This window comes from Bradyrhizobium sp. SZCCHNPS1003 (assembly GCF_032381555.1).
GTDB lineage: Bacteria > Pseudomonadota > Alphaproteobacteria > Rhizobiales > Xanthobacteraceae > Bradyrhizobium.
On record NZ_JAUHIU010000002.1, the window covers coordinates 83,037 to 105,086 of the forward strand.

At 66.9% G+C, this 22,050-nt stretch carries 18 protein-coding genes; 8 read left to right on the plus strand and 10 right to left on the minus strand.

All coding sequences use genetic code 11. From position 1 onward, the window contains the following. Nucleotides 1-39 precede the first annotated feature (39 nt). Nucleotides 40-1,683, plus strand: coding sequence for a regulator (locus tag QX126_RS04160; RefSeq protein ID WP_315779493.1), 1,644 nt, complete (start codon nt 40-42; stop codon nt 1,681-1,683). Nucleotides 1,684-1,927: 244 nt separating this feature from the next. On the opposite strand, the gene soxA is transcribed toward QX126_RS04160, so the two are convergent. The 9 genes from soxA to QX126_RS04205 form a co-directional block, all read right to left on the minus strand. Continuing rightward, a complete protein-coding gene (gene soxA, locus QX126_RS04165; protein WP_315776540.1) occupies nt 1,928-2,704 on the minus strand; it encodes a sulfur oxidation c-type cytochrome SoxA in 777 nt (258 codons plus the stop codon). After that, nucleotides 2,704-3,024, minus strand: a complete 321-nt coding sequence (gene soxZ / locus QX126_RS04170) for a thiosulfate oxidation carrier complex protein SoxZ (protein WP_315779495.1) — start codon at nt 3,022-3,024, stop codon at nt 2,704-2,706. Before soxZ ends, soxA begins: the two co-directional genes overlap by 1 nt. Further along, nucleotides 3,024-3,503: a SoxY-related AACIE arm protein gene (locus QX126_RS04175; RefSeq protein WP_409997772.1), complete on the minus strand. Its 480-nt coding sequence runs from the start codon at nt 3,501-3,503 to the stop codon at nt 3,024-3,026. Before QX126_RS04175 ends, soxZ begins: the two co-directional genes overlap by 1 nt. 15 nt (nt 3,504-3,518) lie before the next feature. Beyond that, complete coding sequence (soxX, locus tag QX126_RS04180) at nt 3,519-3,965, minus strand: sulfur oxidation c-type cytochrome SoxX (RefSeq protein ID WP_315779496.1); 447 nt, start codon at nt 3,963-3,965, stop codon at nt 3,519-3,521. After that, a complete protein-coding gene (locus QX126_RS04185; protein ID WP_315779852.1) occupies nt 3,949-5,226 on the minus strand; it encodes an NAD(P)/FAD-dependent oxidoreductase in 1,278 nt (425 codons plus the stop codon). Before QX126_RS04185 ends, soxX begins: the two co-directional genes overlap by 17 nt. Before the next feature lie 55 nt (nt 5,227-5,281). Beyond that, a complete protein-coding gene (locus tag QX126_RS04190; protein WP_315779498.1) occupies nt 5,282-7,465 on the minus strand; it encodes a xanthine dehydrogenase family protein molybdopterin-binding subunit in 2,184 nt (727 codons plus the stop codon). Between the two features lie 10 nt (nt 7,466-7,475). Further along, a complete protein-coding gene (locus QX126_RS04195) occupies nt 7,476-7,925 on the minus strand; it encodes a (2Fe-2S)-binding protein (protein WP_315779500.1) in 450 nt (149 codons plus the stop codon). Between the two features lie 137 nt (nt 7,926-8,062). Then, complete coding sequence (locus QX126_RS04200) at nt 8,063-9,463, minus strand: MFS transporter (protein ID WP_315779501.1); 1,401 nt, start codon at nt 9,461-9,463, stop codon at nt 8,063-8,065. A gap of 130 nt (nt 9,464-9,593) precedes the next feature. Then, the gene (locus tag QX126_RS04205; RefSeq protein WP_315737704.1) at nt 9,594-10,226 is read right to left on the minus strand and encodes a GntR family transcriptional regulator; all 633 of its coding nucleotides are present in this window, start codon (nt 10,224-10,226) and stop codon (nt 9,594-9,596) included. Between the two features lie 120 nt (nt 10,227-10,346). On the opposite strand from QX126_RS04205, the gene bioB reads away from it, so the two are divergent. From bioB to QX126_RS04230, 5 genes are all read left to right on the plus strand, one after another. Then, nucleotides 10,347-11,399, plus strand: a complete 1,053-nt coding sequence (gene bioB, locus QX126_RS04210; RefSeq protein ID WP_409999070.1) for a biotin synthase BioB — start codon at nt 10,347-10,349, stop codon at nt 11,397-11,399. Nucleotides 11,400-11,499: 100 nt separating this feature from the next. After that, entirely contained in the window at nt 11,500-12,645 is a 1,146-nt protein-coding gene (locus QX126_RS04215; protein ID WP_315779503.1) for an 8-amino-7-oxononanoate synthase, read from the plus strand. Continuing rightward, nucleotides 12,642-13,274 carry a dethiobiotin synthase gene (gene bioD / locus QX126_RS04220; protein ID WP_315779505.1) on the plus strand — a complete coding sequence of 211 codons (633 nt, stop codon included), beginning with the start codon at nt 12,642-12,644 and terminating at the stop codon, nt 13,272-13,274. Before QX126_RS04215 ends, bioD begins: the two co-directional genes overlap by 4 nt. Then, a complete protein-coding gene (locus QX126_RS04225) occupies nt 13,271-14,536 on the plus strand; it encodes an adenosylmethionine--8-amino-7-oxononanoate transaminase (protein ID WP_315779507.1) in 1,266 nt (421 codons plus the stop codon). The genes bioD and QX126_RS04225 overlap by 4 nt, the downstream gene beginning before the upstream one ends. Before the next feature lie 82 nt (nt 14,537-14,618). After that, the gene (locus tag QX126_RS04230; protein ID WP_315779509.1) at nt 14,619-16,562 is read left to right on the plus strand and encodes an alkyl/aryl-sulfatase; all 1,944 of its coding nucleotides are present in this window, start codon (nt 14,619-14,621) and stop codon (nt 16,560-16,562) included. Between the two features lie 44 nt (nt 16,563-16,606). Here QX126_RS04230 and QX126_RS04235 read toward each other — a convergent pair whose 3' ends face one another. After that, complete coding sequence (locus QX126_RS04235) at nt 16,607-17,677, minus strand: glycosyltransferase family 4 protein (RefSeq protein WP_315737139.1); 1,071 nt, start codon at nt 17,675-17,677, stop codon at nt 16,607-16,609. A gap of 292 nt (nt 17,678-17,969) precedes the next feature. Between QX126_RS04235 and QX126_RS04240 the strand changes: the two genes are divergently transcribed. Both QX126_RS04240 and QX126_RS04245 read left to right on the plus strand, forming a co-directional pair. Next, a complete protein-coding gene (locus QX126_RS04240; protein ID WP_315779511.1) occupies nt 17,970-19,733 on the plus strand; it encodes an ABC transporter ATP-binding protein in 1,764 nt (587 codons plus the stop codon). Nucleotides 19,734-19,805: 72 nt separating this feature from the next. Next, the gene (locus tag QX126_RS04245; RefSeq protein ID WP_315737141.1) at nt 19,806-22,007 is read left to right on the plus strand and encodes an amylo-alpha-1,6-glucosidase; all 2,202 of its coding nucleotides are present in this window, start codon (nt 19,806-19,808) and stop codon (nt 22,005-22,007) included. Nucleotides 22,008-22,050 lie beyond the last annotated feature (43 nt).

A 22,050-nucleotide genomic window follows, 5' to 3' on the forward strand; every position in this document is an offset into this window, starting at 1 on the left:
CGACGATGTAGGCGCTGACAGCAACAGGGGAGCAAGGCAATGAGCGGAAGCGGGACGGCAAGCGCGGTCAAGGCGGATTTCAAGCCGGTGCTGTGGACACCCGGCGATTGGAACGCATTCTTCGGTTTCGGCACCAACATCCTCGTCAACATGCTCGTGCTCACCGGGCTCCTGCGCTTCGTGCTGAAGATGCCCGACAGCCTGGTGTTCGGCCGCATCCTGCCGGCGCTCGGCCTGATGATGTGCCTGTCGACGTTCTACTACGCCTTCCTCGCTTATCGCCTCGCGCAGAAGACCGGACGCAGCGACGTCTGCGCGCTGCCCTCGGGGGTCAGCGTGCCGCACATGTTCATCGTTACCTTCGTGATCATGCTGCCGATCACCTTGAAGACCGGCGATCCCCTGAAGGGCTGGTCGGCCGGCCTCGTCTGGGTGTTCTTCCAGAGCTTCATCCTGATGATCGGCGGCTTTGTCGCGCCGTACATCCGCAGGATCACGCCGCGCGCCGCGCTGCTCGGCACGCTCGCCGGCGTCTCCGTCACCTTCATCTCGATGCGCCCGGCGCTCGAGATGTACATGACGCCGCAGATCGGCCTGGTGTGCTTCGCGATCATTCTGGTGAGCTGGTTTGGCGGCGTGAAATATCCCAAGGGGCTGCCGGCCGGGCTCGTCGCCATCGCGGTCGGCATGGTCATCGCCTGGGGCTCGAACCTGTTCGGTCTCGGCCTCGGTGGCCTCAGCCTCAAGGGCGTCGGCGATGCCTTTGCGAGCTTCGGCTTCTCGGTGCCGCTGCCGGCGTTCGGCACGGTGTTCTCAGGCTTCGAATATCTCGGTGTTATCCTGGTGACCGCGATCCCGTTCGGCATCTACGACCTCGTCGAGGCCATGGACAATGTCGAGAGCGCGGAAGCCGCGGGCGACGAATATCCGACCACGCGCGTGCTGACCGCCGACGGCATCGTCAGCCTGATCGGCTGCATGATGGGCAATCCTTTCATCAACGCCGTCTATATCGGCCATCCCGGCTGGAAGGCGATGGGCGGCCGCATCGGCTACTCCGCGGCGACCGGGCTGATGGTGATCGTGCTGTCCTGGCTCGGCATCATCTCGGTGCTGCTGGCACTGGTGCCGGTGGTCGCGATCTCGCCGATCCTGCTCTACATCGGCATGCTGATCGGTGCGCAGGCGTTCCAGACCACGCCGGTCAAGCATGCGCCCGCGATCGTGCTCGCCTTCACGCCGCATCTCGCCGCCTGGGCCAAGCTGCAGATCGACACCATGCTGGCCTCGACGGTGACGGCGGCACAAACCGTAGGCGGCCTCGCCGCCGACAAGGTCGATGCGGTCAAGACCGCTGCGATCGCCGCGCTGCCGCAGCAGGGCGTGCTCTATCATGGGTTGGAGGTGATGGGCGGCGGCTCGATTCTCGCCGGGCTCGTGCTCGGCGCGATCGGCGTGTTCGTGATCGAGCGCGACTTCACCAAGGCGGCGGCGTTCGCGCTCGCCGGTGCCGTCATGACCTTTTTCGGCTTCATGCACGGTGAAGCGGTCGGCCTCGGCGTGACGCCCGCGGTGGCGCTGGCCTATGTCGTGGTCGCCGGCGGATTGTTCGCGCTGGGCCGGCTCGGCATGTCCGAGAGCTACGTTCCGCATGCGGAGATGCAGGCGGCGCCCGCGGAGTAGTCCGATGACGTCACGACCACCGTCATTCCGGGATCGATCGTCAACGCGCAGCCGCTTTGCGCCTTCGCGTTGCCGATCGCCCCGGAATGACGGTGGAACGCCGGCAGGGCGAACAGCGACGCATCCGGGTCGGTCCGATGCGTCCCTGCGCATGCGGATCGGTGAAGGAGAGGCGGGGCATCGCGGCTCCGTTGCCCCATCAATCCGATCTTGGTTGGTTGCGTCGTGGTTTGGTTCGACGCACTCATGGCCGCACCGCCGGCGCGTCCATCGGCATGCCACGCGCGCGCGACATCAGGTAGAGCTCGAGCGCGATCATGTCGGGCGCGTCGAAGTCGAAGGCTTGCGCGCGGATGCCGGTCATGCAGCCGCGGAGGCGGCGCTGCAGCGAGCCCATGCCTTGCCATTCCAGCCGGTAGATCGGATAGCCCGTCGGCTGTCCCTGCGTGATCGCGGAGCCGGCAAGATGCTTGCTCCAATTGTCATCGTGACAATTGGAGCAGGCGAGGTTGAGCTGGCCCTGCCGCTGCATGAACAGCTCGCGCCCGCGCGCAACTGACGGCTCCAGCCGCGGATCGTCGCCGGCGGTGATCGGCATGCCGCGCGATTGCCGGGCGATCAGCGCTGTCAGAGCCAGCAGCTCGCGGCTCTCAGGGGCGAACGGCTCAGCTTCCTGATGCTGCCTGCGGCAGAGATTGACGCGCTGGCCGAGATCGACCGGAGCGGCGCTGGCGGCATTGAAGGCCGGATAGCGCGCGGCGACGCCCTTCATGCTGACGTCGACCTCGCCATGGCAATCGTTGCAGGATTTGTTCGCCGTGCCCGCTTTCGTCGTCCACAGCGTCTCACCATCGAGCACCGACAGCATCGCGGGATTGGCGGTGTCGTCGTCCTGCATCGCCCTGGTGTCGGACGACATGAAGTCATAGCCGGAGCGGCGCGCGGATTCCGCAATCTCACCCGCGACGACAGGCAACGCTGCGCCCAGCAAAGCTGTGACCGCGAGAAGCGCGCTCCGCATCATTCGACCGTGATCGTCGCCGAGGCGCTGGAAACGAAGCCGTTGTCGCCGATCCATTCGAACTCGAAGCGGCCGCTCTCGCGCGCGGTGGTGAAGAACGACAGGAACGGATTGGCGGCGATGGCGGGAAACAGATCGGCCCGAAAGATCTCGGTGCCGTTGAAGCGGCAGGTGAAGCTGGTGATGATGTCGCGCGGGATGGCTTCGCCTGCGGCCGTATGGCGATAGCCCGGCTCCATGACGTGGCTCATCAGCGTCTTGATCTCGATGACGGCGCCGCGCTTGGCCTTGGCGGGAACGTTGACGAGGGCGGCAGGCATCACGGCATCTCCTCGGTGCAGGCGGCCAAGGTCACGATGACGTCGACGCTCGCCGACCAGAACGAGCCGTCGGACAGTCTTGCGATCGCCACGACCTTCTGCGTGTCGGCGAGCCGGATGCGGGTCGTCACCTGGGCGCGGCCGGCGCTCGCTGTCAGGTGAAAGTTGGCGACGTTGGGCTGCGGATTCTTCTCGTTGAAGACGTGGATGCTCTTGACGTAGCTGTTAGGCGTCATCGGATGATCGACGCTGACGGTCATCGGCACGGTGTTGCCGTTCTCGACCAGCGGCGGGATGTCGAGCCGGACCTTGCCGACAGTCACATTGGCCTCGCCGACGAGATTGCGGATCGCCGACGCGAGCATCGCCGGCGTCGCCTGCGCAGGCCGGACCGTGATCAGCGGCAGCGCGCCGGCGGCGGTCAGCGTTCCCGCCAGTTGCAGCAGGTGGCGGCGCGAGATGTGGGACGATTCGAACATGCCAATCATATGGGCTCACTCGCGCAAGGTCGCGAGATAGGCGACGATGTCTTCGATCTGCTCCGCCGACAGGATCGGCTTGTCGCGCCAGGCGGAACCGACGCGCGTCAGCCCATCCACGCGGTAGTAGGACGGCATGATCGTTTCCGGATTGAGCCTGGAGGCATCGACCAGCCGCAGGCGGAGCTGCGCGGGCGTGGAACGGCTGCCGGCGCCGGCAAGGCTGGGCGCGAGATCGCCCTGGAAGCGTACCTCCGCAAACGGGCCGGAGTGACAGAGGAGGCAGGTCGAGCTGCGCGCGACCACCAGCGCGCGGCCGCGGGCGGCGTCGCCGGGCCGTCCGGTGAGGGAAGAGGCGATGCCGTCGCCGGTGATCGTAGTGGGCGCGAGTGTCTGCGCCGCGCCAGCGGCGGGCAGGGCGGCGACGATCGCGGCGATGACAAAGCTAGCCGAAGGCATCATGGGTCAGCGCCTTGAACCAGGCCGTCGCCGCGTCGGCCTCACGCGCGCGCGTCTCGCGCGGTGCGTCGACCGGGCTGCTCCGGCCGCCCTCGACCTCGGCGAAGATGTCTCCCTTGGGCTGATAAACGCCTGCCAGCGAGAACGCGTAGTCCGGCGCGACGATGCTGTAACAGATGCCGGTCAGCGGCGGCGGCTCCGACGGCCGTCCCGTCAGATCGCGCACGATCACGGCCGCACACGCCTTGCCCTGCGCCTGCGCGGCGCCGGCCGATTTCGGGATGCCGCCGCCGAGACAGGCGTCGCCGATGACGTGGACATCCGGGACGAGCTTCGAGGCGAAGGTCGCGGCATCGATCGGACACCAGCCGGTGCGGTCGGCCGCGCCGGCGAGCGAGGCAATGCGGCCGGCCTTCTGCGGCGGGATGATGTTGGTCACATCGGGATTGTAGTTGCCGAACTCGGTGACGACGGTGCGCGTGGCAACGTCGACGCCGGTGACGCGGCCGCCCTGCGACAGCGGGATACGCTCGATCATTCCGGCATAGAGCTGCTGCCACGCCTGCTCGAACAGCTTCTGCTGCGAGAAGCTGTCCTTGGCATCGAGGATCAGCACCTTCGACTTCGGCTTGTGCGCCTTGAGATAATGCGCGATCAGGCTGGCGCGCTCGTAAGGCGCGGGCGGGCAGCGCGACGGATTGGCCGGCACCGCGATGGCGACGGTGCCGCCATCCGGCATCGCCTCGATCTGCTTCCGCAGCAGCAGCGTCTGCTCGCCGGCCTTGTAGGCGTGCGGCATGACGCTTGACGCGGCTTCGTCGTAGCCTTGCAACGCGGTGACATCGATGTCGATGCCCGGTGCAAGCACAAGACGGTCGTAGGCGGGCGTCGTGCCGTCGGCGAGCGTGACCTTGTGCCCTGGCGCATCAATCGCGGTGGCCGCCTGCAGCACGACGCGCACGCCTTCGGCCGCGATCTTGTCATAGCCGAACTGCTGGGCATTGATATCGCGCAGGCCGGCGATGACCTCGTTGCTGAGCGGACACGCCGTGAAGGTCTTGTTGGCCTCGACCAGGGTGACGTCGAGCTTCGCATCCGCCTGGCGCAGCGCGCGGGCGCAACTGGCGCCGCCGAAGCCGCCGCCGATCACGATGACGCGCGCCATCGCTTGTGCGCGCAGCACGGCAGGGGCGGCGATCATGGCAACGCTTGCCGCGATCAGGCCGCCGACCTCTCTGCGCGTGCGCTGCCGGGACATCGTCATCATCTTGCAATAGCACGGCGGCGGCCATTGTTCCCAACGGCTGCCGCCACGTGGGTCATGCGAAGGTGATGTTCTGGGCGCGCAGCGGCACCGAGCGGATGCGCTTGCCGGTGGCAGCGAAATACGCATTCAGCACCGCGGGCGCGGCGACGCCGATGGTCGGCTCGCCGACGCCGCCCCAGAAGCCGCCGCTCGGGATCATGATCGCTTCCACCTTCGGCATCTCGCTGATCCGCATCGAGTTGTAGCTGTCGAAGTTGGTCTGCTCGATGCGCCCGTCCTTCACCGTGCAGCCGCCGTAGAACAGCGCCGACAGGCCGTAGACGAACGAGCCCGCGATCTGCCGCTCCACCTGCGCCGGATTGACCACGTAGCCGGGATCGGTCGAGGCGACGATGCGGTGGATCTTGATCTTGGTGCCGTCGATCACCGAGATCTCGGCGGCGCCCGCGACATAGCTGCCATAGCCATGGAGCTGCGCCAGCCCGCGATGAACGCCGTCCGGCGCCGGCGTGTCCCAGCCGATCTTCTCGGCCACGGCGTTCAGCACCGCCAGATGCTTGGGATGATCGGCCATCAGTTTGCGGCGGAATTCCAGCGGATCCTGGCCGGCCGCATTGGCGAGCTCGTCCATGAAGCATTCGAGATAGATCGCGTTCTGGTTCACGTTGACGCCGCGCCAGAAGCCCGGATTGATGTGCGGGTTGCGCATCGCGTGTTCGATCAGCAAATTCGGCACGGAGTAGCCGATCGTGGCTTCGCCCGATGGCGCGAGCCCCTGGAAGGTCGCGGGGTCCTTGCCGTTGACCAGCGCGTCGGGCCGCAGGCTGAACAGGATCGACTGGCCGGAGATGCGCATGTGCAGCGCGGTCAGATTGTTGTCGGCGTCGAAGCCGCCGGTCAGCTTGCACTGCGTGATCGGGTGATAGCGGCCATGCGTCATGTCCTCCTCGCGCGACCACAGCAGCTTGACCGGCGTGCCCGGCATCTCCTTGGCGATCTTCACGGCTTGGCGGACATAGTCGGTCTGGCCGCGCCGGCCGAAGCCGCCGCCGAGAATCAGCTTGTGCACCTCGCACTTGTCCGCCGGAAGCCCTGAGGCTTCGAGCACCGCGGCGAACGCCGCCTCGCCGTTCTGCGTGCCGCACCACACCTCGCAGCGATCGGCCGTGTAGAGCGCGGTCGCGTTCATCGGCTCCATCGTGGCGTGGTTCTGGTAGGGATAGTCGTAGACCGCCTCGACCTTCTTCACCGCGCTCGCCAGCGCGGCCTTGGCATCGCCGTTCTCGTTGCCGACGAAGGCCGGCCCGGAGTCCAATCCTTCCGCGAGCCATTTGGCGATCGACGCCGAAGAGACCTTGGTGTTCTCTCCTTCGTCCCAGACAATCGGCAGCGCATCGAGCGCCGTCTTCGCGTGCCACCAGGTGTCGGCGACGACGGCCACCGCGGTGCCGTCGATCGCCACCACCTTCTTGACGCCCTTCATGCCGGCGATCTTGGCCTCGTCATAGCTCTTCAGCTTGCCGCCGGTGACCGGACAGTCCTTGATCGCGGCGTTGAGCATGTTCGGCAGCTTCATATCGGCGCCGTAGATCATCGCGCCGGTGACCTTGTCGGCGGTGTCGAGCCGTCTCACGCCCTTGCCGATCAGGGTCCAGTCCTTCGGATCCTTCAGCTTGACGTCGGTGGGCGGCGTCAGCTTCGCGGCGGCTTCCGCCACCTTGCCGTAGGTCGTCGTGCGGCCCGAGGCCTTGTGGGTGATGACGCTGTTGGCGGCGGTGCATTCGGCCACCGGAACCTTCCATTCGTCGGCGGCCGCCTGGATCAGCATCATGCGCGCGGCGGCGCCGCCCTTGCGGACGTAGTCCTGCGAAGAGCGGATGCCGCGGCTGCCGCCGGTGGAGAAATCGCCCCACACGCGCTTGCGGGCGACGTTCTGGCCGGGCGTCGGATATTCGGTCGTCACCTTGCTCCAGTCGCAGGCAAGTTCTTCCGCGACGAGCTGAGCGAGACCGGTGAGCGAGCCCTGGCCCATTTCCGAGCGGGCGATGCGGACTACCACGGTGTCGTCGGGCCGGATCACGACCCAGGCATTGACCTCGGGCGAGCCATCCGCGGCGCGCACGAGTTGCGGGCCACCGAACGGGAGGTCGAGGCCGAGCGCGAGGCCACCGCCGAGCGCGGCGGTGCCGATGACGAAGGACCGGCGGTTGAGGCGCGGCGTCACATGCTGGTTCATGCCGTCCTCCTCAGGCGTTGGCAGCGGCGTGGATCGCCTCGCGCACCTGCGCGAAGGTTCCACAGCGGCAGATGTTGGTGATGGCGTCGTTGATGTCCTGGTCGCTCGGCTTCGGATTGTCCTTCAACAGCGCGGCGACGGCCATGATCATGCCGCTCTGGCAGTAGCCGCATTGAGGAACGTCGTTCTCCAGCCACGCCTGTTGCACCTTGTGCAGGCCGCCGTCGCTGGCGAGTCCCTCGATGGTCGTGATCTGCTTGCCGACGGCCTCGGAGACGGTGACGCCGCAGGAACGCACGGCGGCGCCGTCGAGATGCACGGTGCAGGCGCCGCATTGTGCGATGCCGCAGCCATATTTGGTGCCGGTCAGTCCGGCGTTCTCGCGGATCGCCCACAGCAGCGGCGTGTCGGGCTCGACGTCCAGAGCATAGGATTGTCCGTTGATCGTGAGGTTTGCCATCGCAGATCCCTTTCGTTCAACTCGCCAGTTGAACAGAAGGCTGCAATGTGGCGCGAACGTTTGCATCCTTCAAATCAAGAATATGCGTTTGCCGCGCGGGAAGATCTGTGATGAACCGGGGTTGTAGTTGCTTCGGCTCATGGGCCGCGCGGCGGAGCTACGGCAAGCCGCAGGAAGCTCATCACGCTGCCCAGCGCGGCGAAACCTGCGCCGAGGGCCAAGGCAAGGGTGGCACCTTCGCGCCCCGCAAGGCTGAAGCACAGGGCGGCCAGCGCCGCGCCCGTGGTCTGGCCGGTCAATCGGGCCGTTGCGACGATGCCGCTGGCGCCGCCGCTGCGATGGGGCGGGGCGCTCGACATGATGGCCTTCATGTTCGGCGCCTGGAAGAAGCCGAACCCGATGCCGCAGATCAGCATGCGCCAGACGATGTTCGCGATGCTCGGGTTCTCCGGCAGCATGGCCAGCAGCGCCATGCCGGATCCGAGCATCACCAGGCCGATGCCGCCGAGCAGGCCGGCGGGAAAGCGGTCCGACAGCCGGCCGGCGATCGGCGCCATGATCGTCACGGCGAGCGGCCAGGGCGTCATGAAGAACCCGGTCTCGACCTGCGAGCGTTGGAGAATGTCCTCGAAGTAGAACGGCAGCGACACGAAGCCGAGGCCCTGGACCGAGAAGGAGCATACGGCGGTCGCCGCCGAGAGCGCGAACACGCCGCGGCGGAACAGGTCGATCGGCAGCATCGGCGCGGGATGATCGGCCTGGCGGCGGGCCAGGATGACGCCGAGCACGAGCGCTGCGACCAGCTCGGCCACCACCATGGCCGGCGTCGCGCCATGCGCGGCGCTGCCGATGCCGATGATGAACAGGCCGAGGCAGAGCGCAGCCAGCGCCGCGCCGAGGAAGTCGAAGCCGTGGTCGGCGCGCGGCGTGCGCGGCAGCATCGTCATGCCGATCGCGATCGCAATCAGACCGAACGGCAGGTTGATCGCGAACAGCCACGGCCACGAGCCGAGCGAGAGAATGGCGGAGGCGATGGTCGGGCCGAAGGTGAAGGAGATCCCGACCACGAGCGCATTGTGGCCGAGGCCGCGGCCGAGCATTTTTCCAGGATAGACGTAGCGCACCAGCGCGGTGTTGACGCTCATGATGCCGCTGGCGCCAAGGCCCTGCAGCGCGCGGGCAACCACCAGCGTCGGCAGCGACCACGCCAGCGCGCAGCCGACCGAGGCGAGCGTGAACAGCAGGAGGCCGCCGAGATAGATGCGCTGATGGCCGACGATCTCGCCGAGCGCGCCGAGCGGCAATAGCGTCGCCACCAGCGCGATCTGATAGATGTTGACGACCCAGACCACCTCCGCCGGCGAGACGTGGAGATCGGCCGAGATCGATGGCAGCGCGATGTTGGCGATGGCGACGTCGAGCGAGGCCATCGACAGCGCCGTGAAGATCGCGGCGATCGCCCAGGGCCGCTTGCCAGGCGGCAGGCCGTCGGCCGTGCCGTTGCCGGCGAGCTTCGAAGCGTGGTGGCGGTTGGACATGGAGACCTTTGGGGACCTTCGGCTCGCGGGGCGCGTCCGGATCAGCATGTACACTCGAACAGACGGGCGCCCCAGCCGTCGCGGGCGCATGGCGGTATGCGCCCGGTCGCAAGGAACGGGTTGAAGCCGGCTACACGCCCGGCCGCGCCAACCGCTCGATCGTCTGGTTGTGCCGCGTCAACAGCTCGCAGGCGTGGCCGATCTGGCGGGCGCGCAGGGCCTGCAGGATCAGGCGGTGATCCTGGTTGGTGCGCGGACGCCAGCCGGCATTGCGCGCCATCGCCAGCACCAGCCGCGAATTCGCGAGGCGTAGTCCGTCGAGGCTCGCCAGCAGCCGCGGCATCGCGCAGGGCGTGACCAGCGCGCGGTGGAAGGCGCGGTTCGCTGTCTCGAACTCCTGAATGGTCTCGGCATTGTCGGCTTCGATCAGCGCGAGCTCGATCGCGGCGAGATGCGTCGGCGTATAGCGCGGCGCGGCATTGCGCAGCGCGATCACCTCGAGCGCTGTGCGCATCTCGACGATCTCCCTGGTCGACTTCGCATCCAGCGGCGCCACCCGCACGCCGCGTCGCGGTGCCGCGACCACCAGATAGAGCGCTTCGAGCTGCCGAAATGCCTCGCGCACCGGCACGTGGCTGGAGTTGAACTCGCGCGCGACGTGGTCCTGCCGCAACGGCGCGTCGGGCGGCAGCGCACCGCTGACGATGCGGTCGGTGATGGCTTCGGCGATCCGCTGAGCGGTGGTGAGATTCTCGTCCGGCATAGTCATAGATTATCTATCGAAAAAACCAATGCAGCGGAAGCTCTCGTCCGATACGGTGCTCAAATACAGAAAAATCATAGATAATATCTATGATAATCTATAATTTGCTGTGGAGCGAGCATGATAGATCGAAGCGGCGCGGGCCCTGATCGAATGGCGGTTGGCAATGCCATCCGTCATGACTGGACCAGAGACGAGGCCGAGGCGCTCTACCGCCTGCCATTTCCGGAACTAATGTTCCTGGCGCAGTCGGCGCATCGTCGGCAGTTCGATCCCACCCGCGTCGAGACGGCGAGCCTGCTCAGCATCAAGACCGGCGGCTGCCCGGAGGATTGCGGCTACTGCTCGCAGAGCGCGCACTACGACACCGGGCTCAAGGCGACGAAGCTGCTGGATCGCGACGAGGTGGTCGCCACCGCGCGGCGTGCCAAGGCAGCGGGAGCCGAGCGCTTCTGCATGGCCGCGGCCTGGCGCAGTCCGAAGGATCGTGACCTCGATCAGGTCTGCGACATGGTCAGCGCAGTGAAGGGTCTCGGCATGGAGACCTGCGTCACGCTGGGCATGCTGACCCCGCCGCAGGCGGAGCGGCTCAAAGCGGCCGGGCTCGACTTCTACAATCACAATGTCGACACATCGCCCGAGTTCTACGACCGCATCATCACCACGCGCACGCTGCAGGACCGCATCGACACGCTCGCGCATGTGCGCCAGGCCGGCATCAAGGTGTGCTGCGGCGGCATCATCGGCATGGGCGAGGAGGTCGATGACCGGGTCGGCATGCTGGTGCTGCTGGCCAATCTCGATGAGCATCCCGACAGCGTGCCGATCAACCTATGGAACGAGGTGAAGGGCGTGCCGGTCAACGATACGGCCGCGCGGCCCGATCCGATTGCGCTCGTGCGATTGATCGCGGTTGCGCGGATCCTGATGCCTGCCAGCGTGGTGCGGCTGTCCGCGGGCCGCCAATATATGAGCGACGAGCTGCAGAGCCTGTGCCTGCTCGCCGGCGCCAATTCCATCTTCATCGGCGACGTGCTGCTGACCACGGCCAATCCGCAAGCCGACCGCGACGCCGATCTGCTCGCGCGTCTCGGCATGACCTCGTCGCTGTCGGCGCGCCCGGCCGTGCCGGCCGCCGCGAGAGAGAGCGCGGACGCGTCGTCCCCGGCCTGATTCGAGCCTGATCGCGATCTCGGGGCGACCGCGCCCACGGAACTGCCTTGTCGTGCCGGTCCACGCCTGCGGCTGACCGAAACAGAGCGGAGCCATGCCCATGCCGTCCGACAGATTGGCGATCTATTCCGACGGTCTGCAGAGACTCGCGGCCGATGACCGGTTGCGGCGCCTCAGTCCACGGGCCGGTCTCGATTTCTCCTCCAACGACTATCTCGGTCTCGCACAGGCTCCGCGGATGAAGCGCGCGGTCGCCGCGGCCATGGAGGCCGGCACGCCGGTCGGCGCCGGCGGCTCGCGCCTGCTGCGGGGCAATTGCGAGGAGCACGAACGGCTCGAGGCGGACGCGGCGCGCTTCTTCGGTGCCGAGAGCGCGCTGTTCTTCGGCTCCGGCTACATGGCGAACTTCGCCGTGCTCACCACGCTGCCGCAGCGCGACGACCTGCTGGTGCTCGATGCGCTGGTTCATGCCAGCACCCATGAAGGCGCGCGCGCCGGCCGTGCCGAGACGTGCCAGTTCATCCACAACAACGCCCAGTCGGCCGAGGACGCGATCCTGATCTGGCGCAGGAGCGGCGGGGTGGGCCGGCCCTGGATCGTCGTCGAAAGCCTCTACAGCATGGATGGCGATCTCGCGCCGCTGGAAGATTTGATCGCGATCGCCGAGCGCCACGATGCCTTTCTGCTGATCGACGAGGCCCACGCGACCGGAGTCCACGGCGCGCAGGGCCGCGGTCTTGCCGCAGCCTACGAGGGGCGCGAGAGCATCGTGACCGTTCACACCTGCGGCAAGGCGTTGGGCGCCGCCGGCGCGCTGGTCACCGCAAGCCGCGTGCTGTGCGACACGCTGATCAATCGCTGCCGCCCCTTCGTCTTCAGCACGGCGCCGTCGCCGCTGATGGCGGTGGCGGTGGCGGAAGCGCTTGCGATCCTGCGCGAAGAGCCGGAGCGGCAGCGGAGGCTGGCGCAGCTCGTTGTCTTCGCCCATGGCGCGATCGCCGCGCGCTTCGGTGAAAGCTGGTCGCCGTCGCAGATCATTCCCTGCATCGTCGGTAACAATGCGCGCGCGATGAACCTGGCTGCAGCGCTGCAGGCGCGGGGCTTCGACGTCCGCGGTATCCGCCCGCCGACGGTGCCGCCGGGCACGGCGCGGCTCAGGCTGTCGCTGACCTTGAATATCGACGAGGCGGCCATCGCGGCGCTGCTCGATGCGCTCTCCGACGAGATCGGAGGGCTGCGGCCATGACGCTGCGCATCGTGGTCACCGGGACCGACACCGGGATCGGCAAGACGGTGTTCGCCGCCGGCCTCACGGCGCTGCTCGGGGCCTGCTATTGGAAGCCGGTCCAGGCCGGCCTTGCCGAGGAGACGGATGCCCGCTGCGTCCAGCGGCTCGCCGAGCTCGGCGACGACCGCGTGCTGCCCGAAGCCTATCGGCTGGCCGAGCCGGCCTCGCCGCATCGCGCGGCGCGCCTCGCGGGCATCAGCATCGATCCGCTCCGCCTCCGTCCTCCGCAGGCCGTCGGCCGGCCTGTCGTGATCGAGGGGGCCGGCGGGGTCATGGTGCCGCTCGATTCCGGAACGCTCTATCTCGACGTCTTCGCGCGCTGGCAGCTCCCGGTCGTGCTCTGCGCGCGCACCAGTCTCGGCACGATCAATCACTCGCTGCTGTCGCTGGCGGCGCTGCGCAGTCGCGGCATCGACGTGCTCGGCATCGCCTTCATCGGCGACGGCCACGACGACAACGAAGATACGATCTGCCGGCTCGGCGAGGTGAGGCGCCTCGGCCGGTTGCCCTGGGTCACGCCGCTGACGGCGCGATCGCTGCAGCACGTGTTCGGTACTCAATTCCAGCGCACGGATTTCGAAGGATGACGCGCAACGCAGCCTCGCCGATCTGGCATCCCTTCACGCAGCACGCCCTCCAGCCCGAGATGACACCGGTCGCGCGCGGCGAGGGCGCCTATCTCTTCACCGCCGACGGCAGGCGGATCATCGATGCGATCGCGTCCTGGTGGGTGGTCACGCACGGCCATTGCCATCCGCATATCGTGCGCGCGATCCAGGATCAGGCCGAGCGGCTGGATCAGGTCATCTTCGCCGGTCATACCCATGAGCCGGCCGAGCAGGTTGCCGCCGGGCTGCTCGCGCTGGTGCCGCCGAGCCTCACGCACGTGTTCTTCTCCGACAGCGGCGCCACCAGCGTCGAGGTCGCGCTGAAGATGGCGCTCGGCTATTTCAGGAACATCGGCGAGTCGCGCACGCGCATCGTGGTGATGCAGCATTCCTATCACGGCGACACCATCGGCGCGATGTCGGTCGGCGCGCGCGGCGTGTTCAATGCGGCCTATGAGCCGCTGCTGTTCGACGTCGCCGTCGTCCCGTTTCCAGCGCAAGGCAGGGAACAGGCGACTCTGGATGCGCTCGCTACATTTTGCGAGAAGGACCGGCCGGCCGCCTTCATCGTCGAGCCCTTGGTGCTCGGCGCCGGCGGCATGCTGATGTATCCGGCCGCGGTGCTGCGCGAGATGCACCGGATCTGCAAGGCGTTCGGCGTGCTGTTCATCGCCGACGAGGTGATGACCGGCTGGGGCCGCACCGGCACGTTGTTCGCCTGCGAGCAGGCGGACATCGCCCCCGATATCGCCTGCTACGCTAAAGGACTGACTGGAGGCGCGATGCCGCTTGCGGTTACGCTGTGCAGTCCCGCTATCTTCGAGGCGCACTATTCGACCGACCGCGCCTGCACGTTCTTTCACTCCAGCTCCTACACCGCCAATCCGATCGCCTGCGCGGCGGCGAGCGCCAATCTCGAGCTGTTGCGGCAGCCGCAGACGCGCGCCCGGATCGCCGCCGTCGCGGCCGCGCAGGAGCGCTGCCTCGACCGCTTGCGTTACGACGAGCGATTTGCCGACCTGCGGCGCTGCGGCACCATCACCGCGCTCGATCTCCACGCCGACGAGCCCGGCTACCTCGCCGAGGTCGGCCCCAAGCTGCAAGCCTTCTTTCGCGACCGCGACGTCCTGCTGCGTCCGCTTGGCCACACGATCTACGTCATGCCGCCTTACTGCGTCACCGCCAGGGATGTCGAGACGGTCTATGCCGCCATCGACGAGGCCGTCGATCACGTGCTCTGAGGGGCTGTTCTGCGGACCGCGATTTGCGCTCCGCGATCCCGCGCACTAGCATCGTGCCAACGTCGTTGCGGAGGAAGCGGTCATGAACGCGCCGGTCAGCGGAGATGGCACCAAGGAGTGCAAGGAGGCCAGCGCAGCCGTGGGCGCGGCGCAGCAGGCTCTGCTGGAGGCGCTGCCGTTCGGCGACACCGCCGATTTCGATGATGCCGCCCGCGGCTTTCTCGGCACGATCGATCAGGCCAAGGTGGCGACGGCGCAGGGGCGCACCGTCTGGAGCCTCGCGCCTTACGGCTTCCTCGACGCGGAGCAGGCGCCGCCGACCGTCAATCCCAGTCTGTGGCGGCAGGCGAAGCTCAACATGCATCACGGCCTGTTCGAGGTCGTGCCCGGCGTGTACCAGGTGCGTGGGCTCGACATCGCCAACATGACGCTGATCGAGGGGGACACCGGCGTGATCGTGGTCGACACGCTGACCTCGATCGAGGGCGCGCAGGCTGCATTGGAGCTGTACTACCAGCACCGCGGCGTCAGGCCGGTCACGGCGGTGATGTTCACGCATACCCACACCGATCATTGGGGCGGCGCGCGCGGCGTGGTCGACGACGATGCCCTGGCCAGCGGCCGCGTGCCGCTGATCGCGCCGAACCTGTTCATCGAGCATGCGGTCTCCGAGAACATCATCGCCGGCCCCGCGATGCTGCGGCGGGCGCAATATCAGTTCGGGCCGCTGCTCGCGAAGGGTCCGAAGGGCCATGTCGATTGTGGGCTCGGCAAGACCATGGCGGCGGGGGCCGTTGCGCTGTTGCGGCCGACCGACCTGATCATGGCAACCGGTGACACCAGGACCATCGACGGTCTCACCTTCGAATTCCAGATGGCGCCGAACAGCGAGGCGCCGGCGGAGATGCATTTCTTCGTGCCGCGCTATCGCCTGTTGAACCTCGCGGAGAACTGCACGCACAACTTCCACAACCTGCTGCCGTTTCGCGGCGCCGACGTGCGCGACGCGCTGGCGTGGTCGAAATATCTCGGCGAGGCGCTGCAACTGTGGGGCGGCAAGGCGGAGGTGATGTGCGGCCAGCATCATTGGCCGGTGTGGGGCGCTAGCCGTGTCGACGGCATGATCCGCGAGCAGCGCGACCTCTACAAGTTTGCCCACGACCAGACGGTGCGGCTGATGAATCATGGCCTGACCGCAAGCGAGATCGCCGAGCAGATCAGGCTGCCCCGGAGCCTCGAAGGGGCATGGCATGCGCGCGGCTATTACGGCCACATCCGCCACAACGTGAAGGCGATCTACCAGAAATATCTCGGCTGGTATGATGCCAATCCGGTCAATCTCGATCCGCTGCCGCCGGTCGAGGCCGGCCGGAAATACGTCTCCTATATGGGCGGGGCCGAGGCGCTGCTGGCGCGGGCGCGCGCGGACTTTGCCAACGGAGAATTCCGCTTCGTCGCGCAGGCCGTGGGTCATCTCGTCTTCGCCGAGCCGGACAATGCCGAGGCGCGCGCGCTGCTGGCCGACACGCTGGAGCAGCTCGGCTATGCCGCCGAGAGTGCGACCTGGCGCAATGCCTATCTGTTCGGCGCGCAGGAGCTGCGCCAGGGTATGCCGGAGGTTCCGGCCCGGCCCGGCCTGCCGCGCGAGACGCTGGCGGCGCTGCGCACCGAGCAGCTATGGGACGTGCTCGGGGTCAGGCTGAACGGGCCCAAGGCGGAGGGCAAGCACATCGTGCTGAACTGGACGTTCACCGACACCGGCGAGCGCTTCGTGCTCACCTTGCAGAATTGTGCGCTGACCTATGCGGTCGGCGTGCAGGCGTCGACCGCCGATGCGGGGTTCACGCTGGCGCGTTCGACGCTCGATGCGGTCATTGCCAAGGCCACGAGCTTTCCGGAAGCGGTCGCCGCCGGAAAGATCAGCTTCGCGGGCAATCCGATGCGGCTGGCCGAGCTGATGTCGCTGATGGATGAGTTCCCGCGCATGTTCGAGATCGTCGAGCCGAAACGGGGCGCCGTGACCTGAGTTGAGGCGGAGGCCGGGCTGCCGACTTGCCCGGCCTCCTCGTGCTATTCGGCGCTGCTGACCAGCCGGATGCGCGGCTTCGCGATGTCGATCAGGCTGCGATACGCGGCGAGATAATCGAGCGCCATGCGGCGCGCGGTGAAGCGGCGCTCGAACTGCTCGCGCACGCGGGCGCGGCTCAGGTCGGGCAGGCGATTGACGGCCGCGACCGCGCTGAGCTCGTCCTCGACGATGAAGCCGGTCACGCCGTCGTCGATCACTTCTGGAACCGAGCCGCGGTTGTAGGCGATCACGGGCGTGCCGCAGGCCATCGATTCGATCATCACGAGGCCGAACGGCTCCGGCCAATCGATCGGCAACAGCAGTCCGAGCGCGCCAGACAGGAACTCCGGCTTCTCACGATCGCCGATCTCGCCAATGAACTCGACGAGCGGATTGTCGTGGATCAAGGGACGGATCGTCTGCTCGTAATAGTCTTGGTCAGCGCGATCGACCTTGGCCGCGATCTTCAGCGGAATCCCGCAGCGCATGGCGATCTTGATGGCACGGTCGACACCCTTTTCCGGGGCGATGCGTCCGAGCACGGCGAGATAGCTCGGCGTCACCGGCTTGGGCATCAGGAGCGTTGCGGGCAGTCCATGCAGCACGGTGCGCACCCAGTTCGCATTCGGCACTGGCCGGCGCTGCGAGTCCGAGATCGAGACGACGGGAACATCCTTGAAGACCGAGAACACCGGCTGGTGCTCCGGAAGATCGAGCCTGCCGTGCAAGGTGGTCAGGAACGGTGTGGGTTGCCGGTGGAACAGGGAGAACGGGTAGTAGTCGAGGTGGAAGTGCAGAATGTCGAACTGTTCGTCGTCGCATTGCTGCCGGACGTTTTCGAGCATCACCATGTGCAGCGCGTTTGGATCCCTCACCGATCCGTCGAGGCGCAGAGCTTTCGGCCATGTCGGAGAGAGCTTCGCCGAGGTCTGAGAATCGCCGCTGGCGAATAGGGTGACGTCGTGTCCGAGGGCAACGAGCTCTTCGGTCAACCAATGAACGACCCGCTCAGTGCCGCCGTAGAGCTTCGGAGGCACGGCCTCCGTCAATGGAGCTATTTGCGCAATGCGCATCTCGTCGTCTCCTGTTCGTGACCGATCATGGATGAATCCCCAATGGCGCCGGCACTGCCACAGCGGGAACGTTGTCGCATGTGCGAAGTTCCATTCACGCGATCACTCTTTCTTCGACACAACGTGTTCCGCGCCGTCTCATTGATGCCATCCCCGCTCTCCAACGCTGCCCGCCGCGGCATCACCGGAGGGCAGGGTTGCGCTGCGAAGGCGCACGGAACCGGAGAAATGGTTCATCGTTCATCTGGCCCCATCAGGTGTCGCCACGACCTCGCTCATCAAGGGGAAGACCATGGATCAGCTTTCAGGCTACGCGCACCGACCCTTTCCCTTCGTGATGCGCTATCTGCGCAAGCGTCCCACCGCCCATCTCGTTATCCTGATGGCCGTCATCGGTGCGGTTGCCTGTTCGGTAGGCACGCAATATGGCGTGAAATCCCTCGTCGACAGCCTCTCCGCCGGGCCTGCGGGGGGCGGCAACGTCTGGGCCGCGTTCGTGCTGCTGATGGCGCTGATCGCGACCGACAACATTCTGTGGCGCGTCGCCAGCTGGATCGCGAGCTTCACCTTCGTCCGTGTCACCGGAGATCTCCGGCGCGACATCTTCCGTCATCTCACCGGGCATTCGCCGAGCTATTTCGGCGACCGTTTGCCCGGCATGTTGTCGAGCCGCATCACGGCGACGTCGAACGCCGTGTTCACCGTCGAGAACATGTTCGTCTGGAACGTCTTGCCGCCATGCCTCGCCACCGTCGCGGCGATCTGTCTGATCGGAACCGTGAGCGGCCCGATGGCCATCGGCCTGCTGCTGATCGCGGCGATGATGGTGGCGGCGATGTTCCGTCTGGCGGCAGCCGGCAAGCCGCTGCATGACGATTTCGCCGACAAGGCGGCCATGGTCGACGGCGAGATGGTCGACGTGATCTCGAACATGCCGCTGGTGCGCGCGTTCTGCGGCCTGCGCCACGAGCATGACCGATTCGATGCGACGGTCGACAGGGAGCTGGAGGCGCGCGGGCGCAGTCTTCGCTACCTCGAGAAGCTGCGCATTCTGCACGCGACGGTCACGATCGTGCTGACGGTCGCGCTGATGGCTTGGGCGATCTCGCTGTGGCAGCGGGGCGGGGCGACGACGGGCGACGTCGTGCTGGTCTGCACGCTCGGCCTCTGCATTCTCAACGCGACGCGCGATCTGGCGGTGGCGCTGGTCGACGTCACCCAGCACGTGGCGCGCATGAGCGAGGCGATCGCGACTCTGCTGCAGCCGCACGAACTGCGCGATCACCCCGAGGCCGAGCCACTGGTCAAGAGCGGTGCGGCCATCGCCTTCGACAACATCACCTTCCACTATCCAGGCGGCGACAAGCTGTTCGACAATTTCACGCTGCGTCTGCAGCCGGGCCAGCGCGTGGGCCTGGTCGGACAGTCCGGCGGCGGCAAATCGAGCCTGTTCACGCTGCTGCAACGGTTCTATGATCCGCAAGCCGGGCACATCAGGATCGATGGTCAGGACATCGCCAAGGTCACCCAGCAGAGCCTGCGTGAGGCGATCTCGGTGGTTCCGCAGGACATCTCGCTGTTCCATCGCTCCATTCTGGAGAACATTCGCTACGGACGTCCGAGTGCGACCGACGACGAGGTGTTACGGGCGGCGATCGCGGCGCGCTGCGACTTCGTCGAGACGCTGCCGGAAGGACTGCAGACGATGGTCGGGGATCGTGGCGTCAAGCTGTCGGGCGGGCAGCGCCAGCGCATCGCGATCGCGCGGGCGTTCCTCAAGGACGCGCCGATCCTGCTGCTCGACGAGGCCACGGCTGCGCTCGACAGCGAGTCCGAGGAGGCCATCCGCGAGGCGTTGAGTCGGCTGATGCGCGGCCGCACCGTCATCGCGATCGCGCATCGGCTCGCGACCTTGCGGAATTTTGACCGCGTGGTGGTGCTGAAATCGGGCAGGATCATCGAGGACGGCGCGCCCGACCGGCTGATGCAGGACGAGGGCCCGTATCGGGATCTCGTGACCCAGGAGATGAACCGGCTCGCCAAGTTCGCCGCCTGATCGTAGCGTCGGGTCGCGTCGAGAACGTGCACTCTCGGTTGTCTGGGCACTTCAACATCGCATGAGGCCAACATGTCCGCCGAAGTCGCAAGCACACTGTCGTCGATCACCCAGACGGACGAGCCCGCGGAGCAGCCGTTCTACATTCCCATGACGGGGCCGGCGTCCCGGCCGCGGCGCTCGCTCAAGCACGACGATACGTTCATCGTCCTCGACGGCCACGGCGACATCGGCGCCTCGGCCGGCGGACCGGACGGTCTCTTCAACGCTGATACGCGCTATCTCGCGCGGCTCGAATTGACGCTGGACGACGTTCAGCCCCTGCTGCTCGGCTCGAGCCTGCGCGACGACAACTCCGCGCTGACCGTCGATCTCACCAATCCCGACATCTACAGCCAGGGCCGCCTGGTGCTGCCGAAGGATATGCTGCACATCGTGCGCACGATCTTTCTGTGGCATGGCACGGCCTATCAGCGCATCGGGCTGCAGAACCATGGCGATCGCCAGGCCAGCTTCGATCTCAAGCTGACATTCGACAATGATTTTGCCGACCTTTTCGAGGTGCGAGGCACCGTGCGGCCGCGGCGCGGCATCAGCGCGAGCCGGCTGGTGGACCCGTCCGAGGTCGTCCTGCGCTATCGCGGCCTGGACAACGTCCTGCGCACCACCGACGTGAGCTTCGATCCGCGTCCGACGCATCTCACCGTCAATGCCGCAACCTATCACTTCGATCTTGCCCCGCAGGAATCGGCCTCGCTGTTCGTGGCCGTGATGTGCAACGCCAAGGCCGGCGAGCGGCCCCGGCGCTTCTTCCGCAGCCTGCTCGCCCATCGCCGAGAGATGCGCCGATGCACCGTAGGCGCCGCCAGCATCGAGACCTCCAACGACATCCTCAACGAGGTGCTGTGCCAGGCAGCGGCCGATCTGAACATCCTGATGACGGATACGCCGGAGGGGCGTTATCCCTATGCCGGCATTCCCTGGTATTCGACGACATTCGGTCGCGACGGGCTGATCACCGCGCTGCAGATGCTGTGGGTCGATCCGCGCATTGCCCGCGGCGTCCTGCGCCGGCTCGCCGTGCATCAGGCGCGCACGACCGATCCGCTGTCCGATGCCGAGCCCGGCAAGATCCTGCACGAGATGCGCGGCGGCGAGATGGCGGCGCTGCGTGAGGTGCCGTTCGGCTGCTATTATGGCAGCGTCGATTCCACGCCGCTGTTCGTGCTGCTCGCCGGGCTCTACATCGAGCGCACCGGCGACATCGACACCCTGAGGGAGCTATGGCCGGCGATCGAGCTGGCGTTGCGCTGGATCGACGGCCCCGGCGATCCCGATCGCGATGGCTTCGTGGAATATCAACGCGCCTCCGAGCAGGGTCTCGCCAACCAGGGCTGGAAGGACTCCTACGACGCGGTGTTCCATGCCGATGGACGTCTCGCGGAAGGTTACATCGCGCTTGCGGAGGTGCAGGGCTATGTCTTTGCCGGCAAGCAGCTGGCGGCGCGTTGCGCCCGTCGGCTCGGCAAGGCCGAGATGGCGGACCGGCTCCAGGCCGAGGCCGCTGATCTCGCGGAACGGTTCGAGGACGCCTTCTGGTGCGAGGATCTGAACACCTATGCGCTCGCGCTCGACGGCCACAAGCAGCCCTGCCGCGTCCGGACGTCCAACGCCGGGCAGCTGCTGTTCAGCGGCATGGTGCGCGAGGATCGCGCCCGCAAGCTTGCCGCCGAACTGCTGCGGCCGCATTTCTTCTCGGGCTGGGGCATCCGCACCGTCGCCTGCGGCGAGCCGCGCTACAATCCGATGTCCTATCACGACGGATCGATCTGGCCGCACGACAACGCGCTGATTGCGCTCGGCCTGTCGCGTTATGGCCTGAAGCATGCGGTCGAGCAGGTGTTCGGCGGCCTGTTCGAAGCAGCGTCCTACATGGATCTGCGCCGGCTGCCGGAGCTGTTCTGCGGCTTCCGGCGCGAGAAGCATCGGGGCCCGACGCTCTATCCGGTGGCCTGCGCGCCGCAGGCCTGGGCGAGTGCGACCCCGTTCACCTTGCTCGAGGCGGCGCTCGGGCTCGAGTTCGACGCCGCGCGCGGCGAGATCCGCCTGCGCAATCCGCGGCTGCCGGCGTTCCTGGACTGGGTGGTGCTGCGCGATCTCAGGCTCGGCAACTCGACGATCGACCTGCGGATTCGCCGCCATGGCGAGGACATCTCCATGGAGGTGCTGCGGCGGCGCGGTCAGATCCAGGTCTCGCTGGTGCTGGCGCAATGATGACGCTGAAACGCGCCCTCCGCCGAGCTGCTCGCAGCTGCCT

Excerpts from the sequence above, each read along its gene's own strand:
- QX126_RS04160 (WP_315779493.1), top strand. The coding sequence starts at position 40 with ATGAGCGGAAGCGGGACGGCAAGCGCGGTCAAGGCGGATTTCAAGCCG.
- soxA (WP_315776540.1), bottom strand. The coding sequence starts at position 2,704 with ATGCGGAGCGCGCTTCTCGCGGTCACAGCTTTGCTGGGCGCAGCGTTG.
- soxZ (WP_315779495.1), bottom strand. The coding sequence starts at position 3,024 with ATGCCTGCCGCCCTCGTCAACGTTCCCGCCAAGGCCAAGCGCGGCGCC.
- QX126_RS04175 (WP_409997772.1), bottom strand. The coding sequence starts at position 3,503 with ATGTTCGAATCGTCCCACATCTCGCGCCGCCACCTGCTGCAACTGGCG.
- soxX (WP_315779496.1), bottom strand. The coding sequence starts at position 3,965 with ATGATGCCTTCGGCTAGCTTTGTCATCGCCGCGATCGTCGCCGCCCTG.
- QX126_RS04185 (WP_315779852.1), bottom strand. The coding sequence starts at position 5,226 with ATGACGATGTCCCGGCAGCGCACGCGCAGAGAGGTCGGCGGCCTGATC.
- QX126_RS04190 (WP_315779498.1), bottom strand. The coding sequence starts at position 7,465 with ATGAACCAGCATGTGACGCCGCGCCTCAACCGCCGGTCCTTCGTCATC.
- QX126_RS04195 (WP_315779500.1), bottom strand. The coding sequence starts at position 7,925 with ATGGCAAACCTCACGATCAACGGACAATCCTATGCTCTGGACGTCGAG.
- QX126_RS04200 (WP_315779501.1), bottom strand. The coding sequence starts at position 9,463 with ATGTCCAACCGCCACCACGCTTCGAAGCTCGCCGGCAACGGCACGGCC.
- QX126_RS04205 (WP_315737704.1), bottom strand. The coding sequence starts at position 10,226 with ATGCCGGACGAGAATCTCACCACCGCTCAGCGGATCGCCGAAGCCATC.
- bioB (WP_409999070.1), top strand. The coding sequence starts at position 10,347 with ATGATAGATCGAAGCGGCGCGGGCCCTGATCGAATGGCGGTTGGCAAT.
- QX126_RS04215 (WP_315779503.1), top strand. The coding sequence starts at position 11,500 with ATGCCGTCCGACAGATTGGCGATCTATTCCGACGGTCTGCAGAGACTC.
- bioD (WP_315779505.1), top strand. The coding sequence starts at position 12,642 with ATGACGCTGCGCATCGTGGTCACCGGGACCGACACCGGGATCGGCAAG.
- QX126_RS04225 (WP_315779507.1), top strand. The coding sequence starts at position 13,271 with ATGACGCGCAACGCAGCCTCGCCGATCTGGCATCCCTTCACGCAGCAC.
- QX126_RS04230 (WP_315779509.1), top strand. The coding sequence starts at position 14,619 with ATGAACGCGCCGGTCAGCGGAGATGGCACCAAGGAGTGCAAGGAGGCC.
- QX126_RS04235 (WP_315737139.1), bottom strand. The coding sequence starts at position 17,677 with ATGCGCATTGCGCAAATAGCTCCATTGACGGAGGCCGTGCCTCCGAAG.
- QX126_RS04240 (WP_315779511.1), top strand. The coding sequence starts at position 17,970 with ATGGATCAGCTTTCAGGCTACGCGCACCGACCCTTTCCCTTCGTGATG.
- QX126_RS04245 (WP_315737141.1), top strand. The coding sequence starts at position 19,806 with ATGTCCGCCGAAGTCGCAAGCACACTGTCGTCGATCACCCAGACGGAC.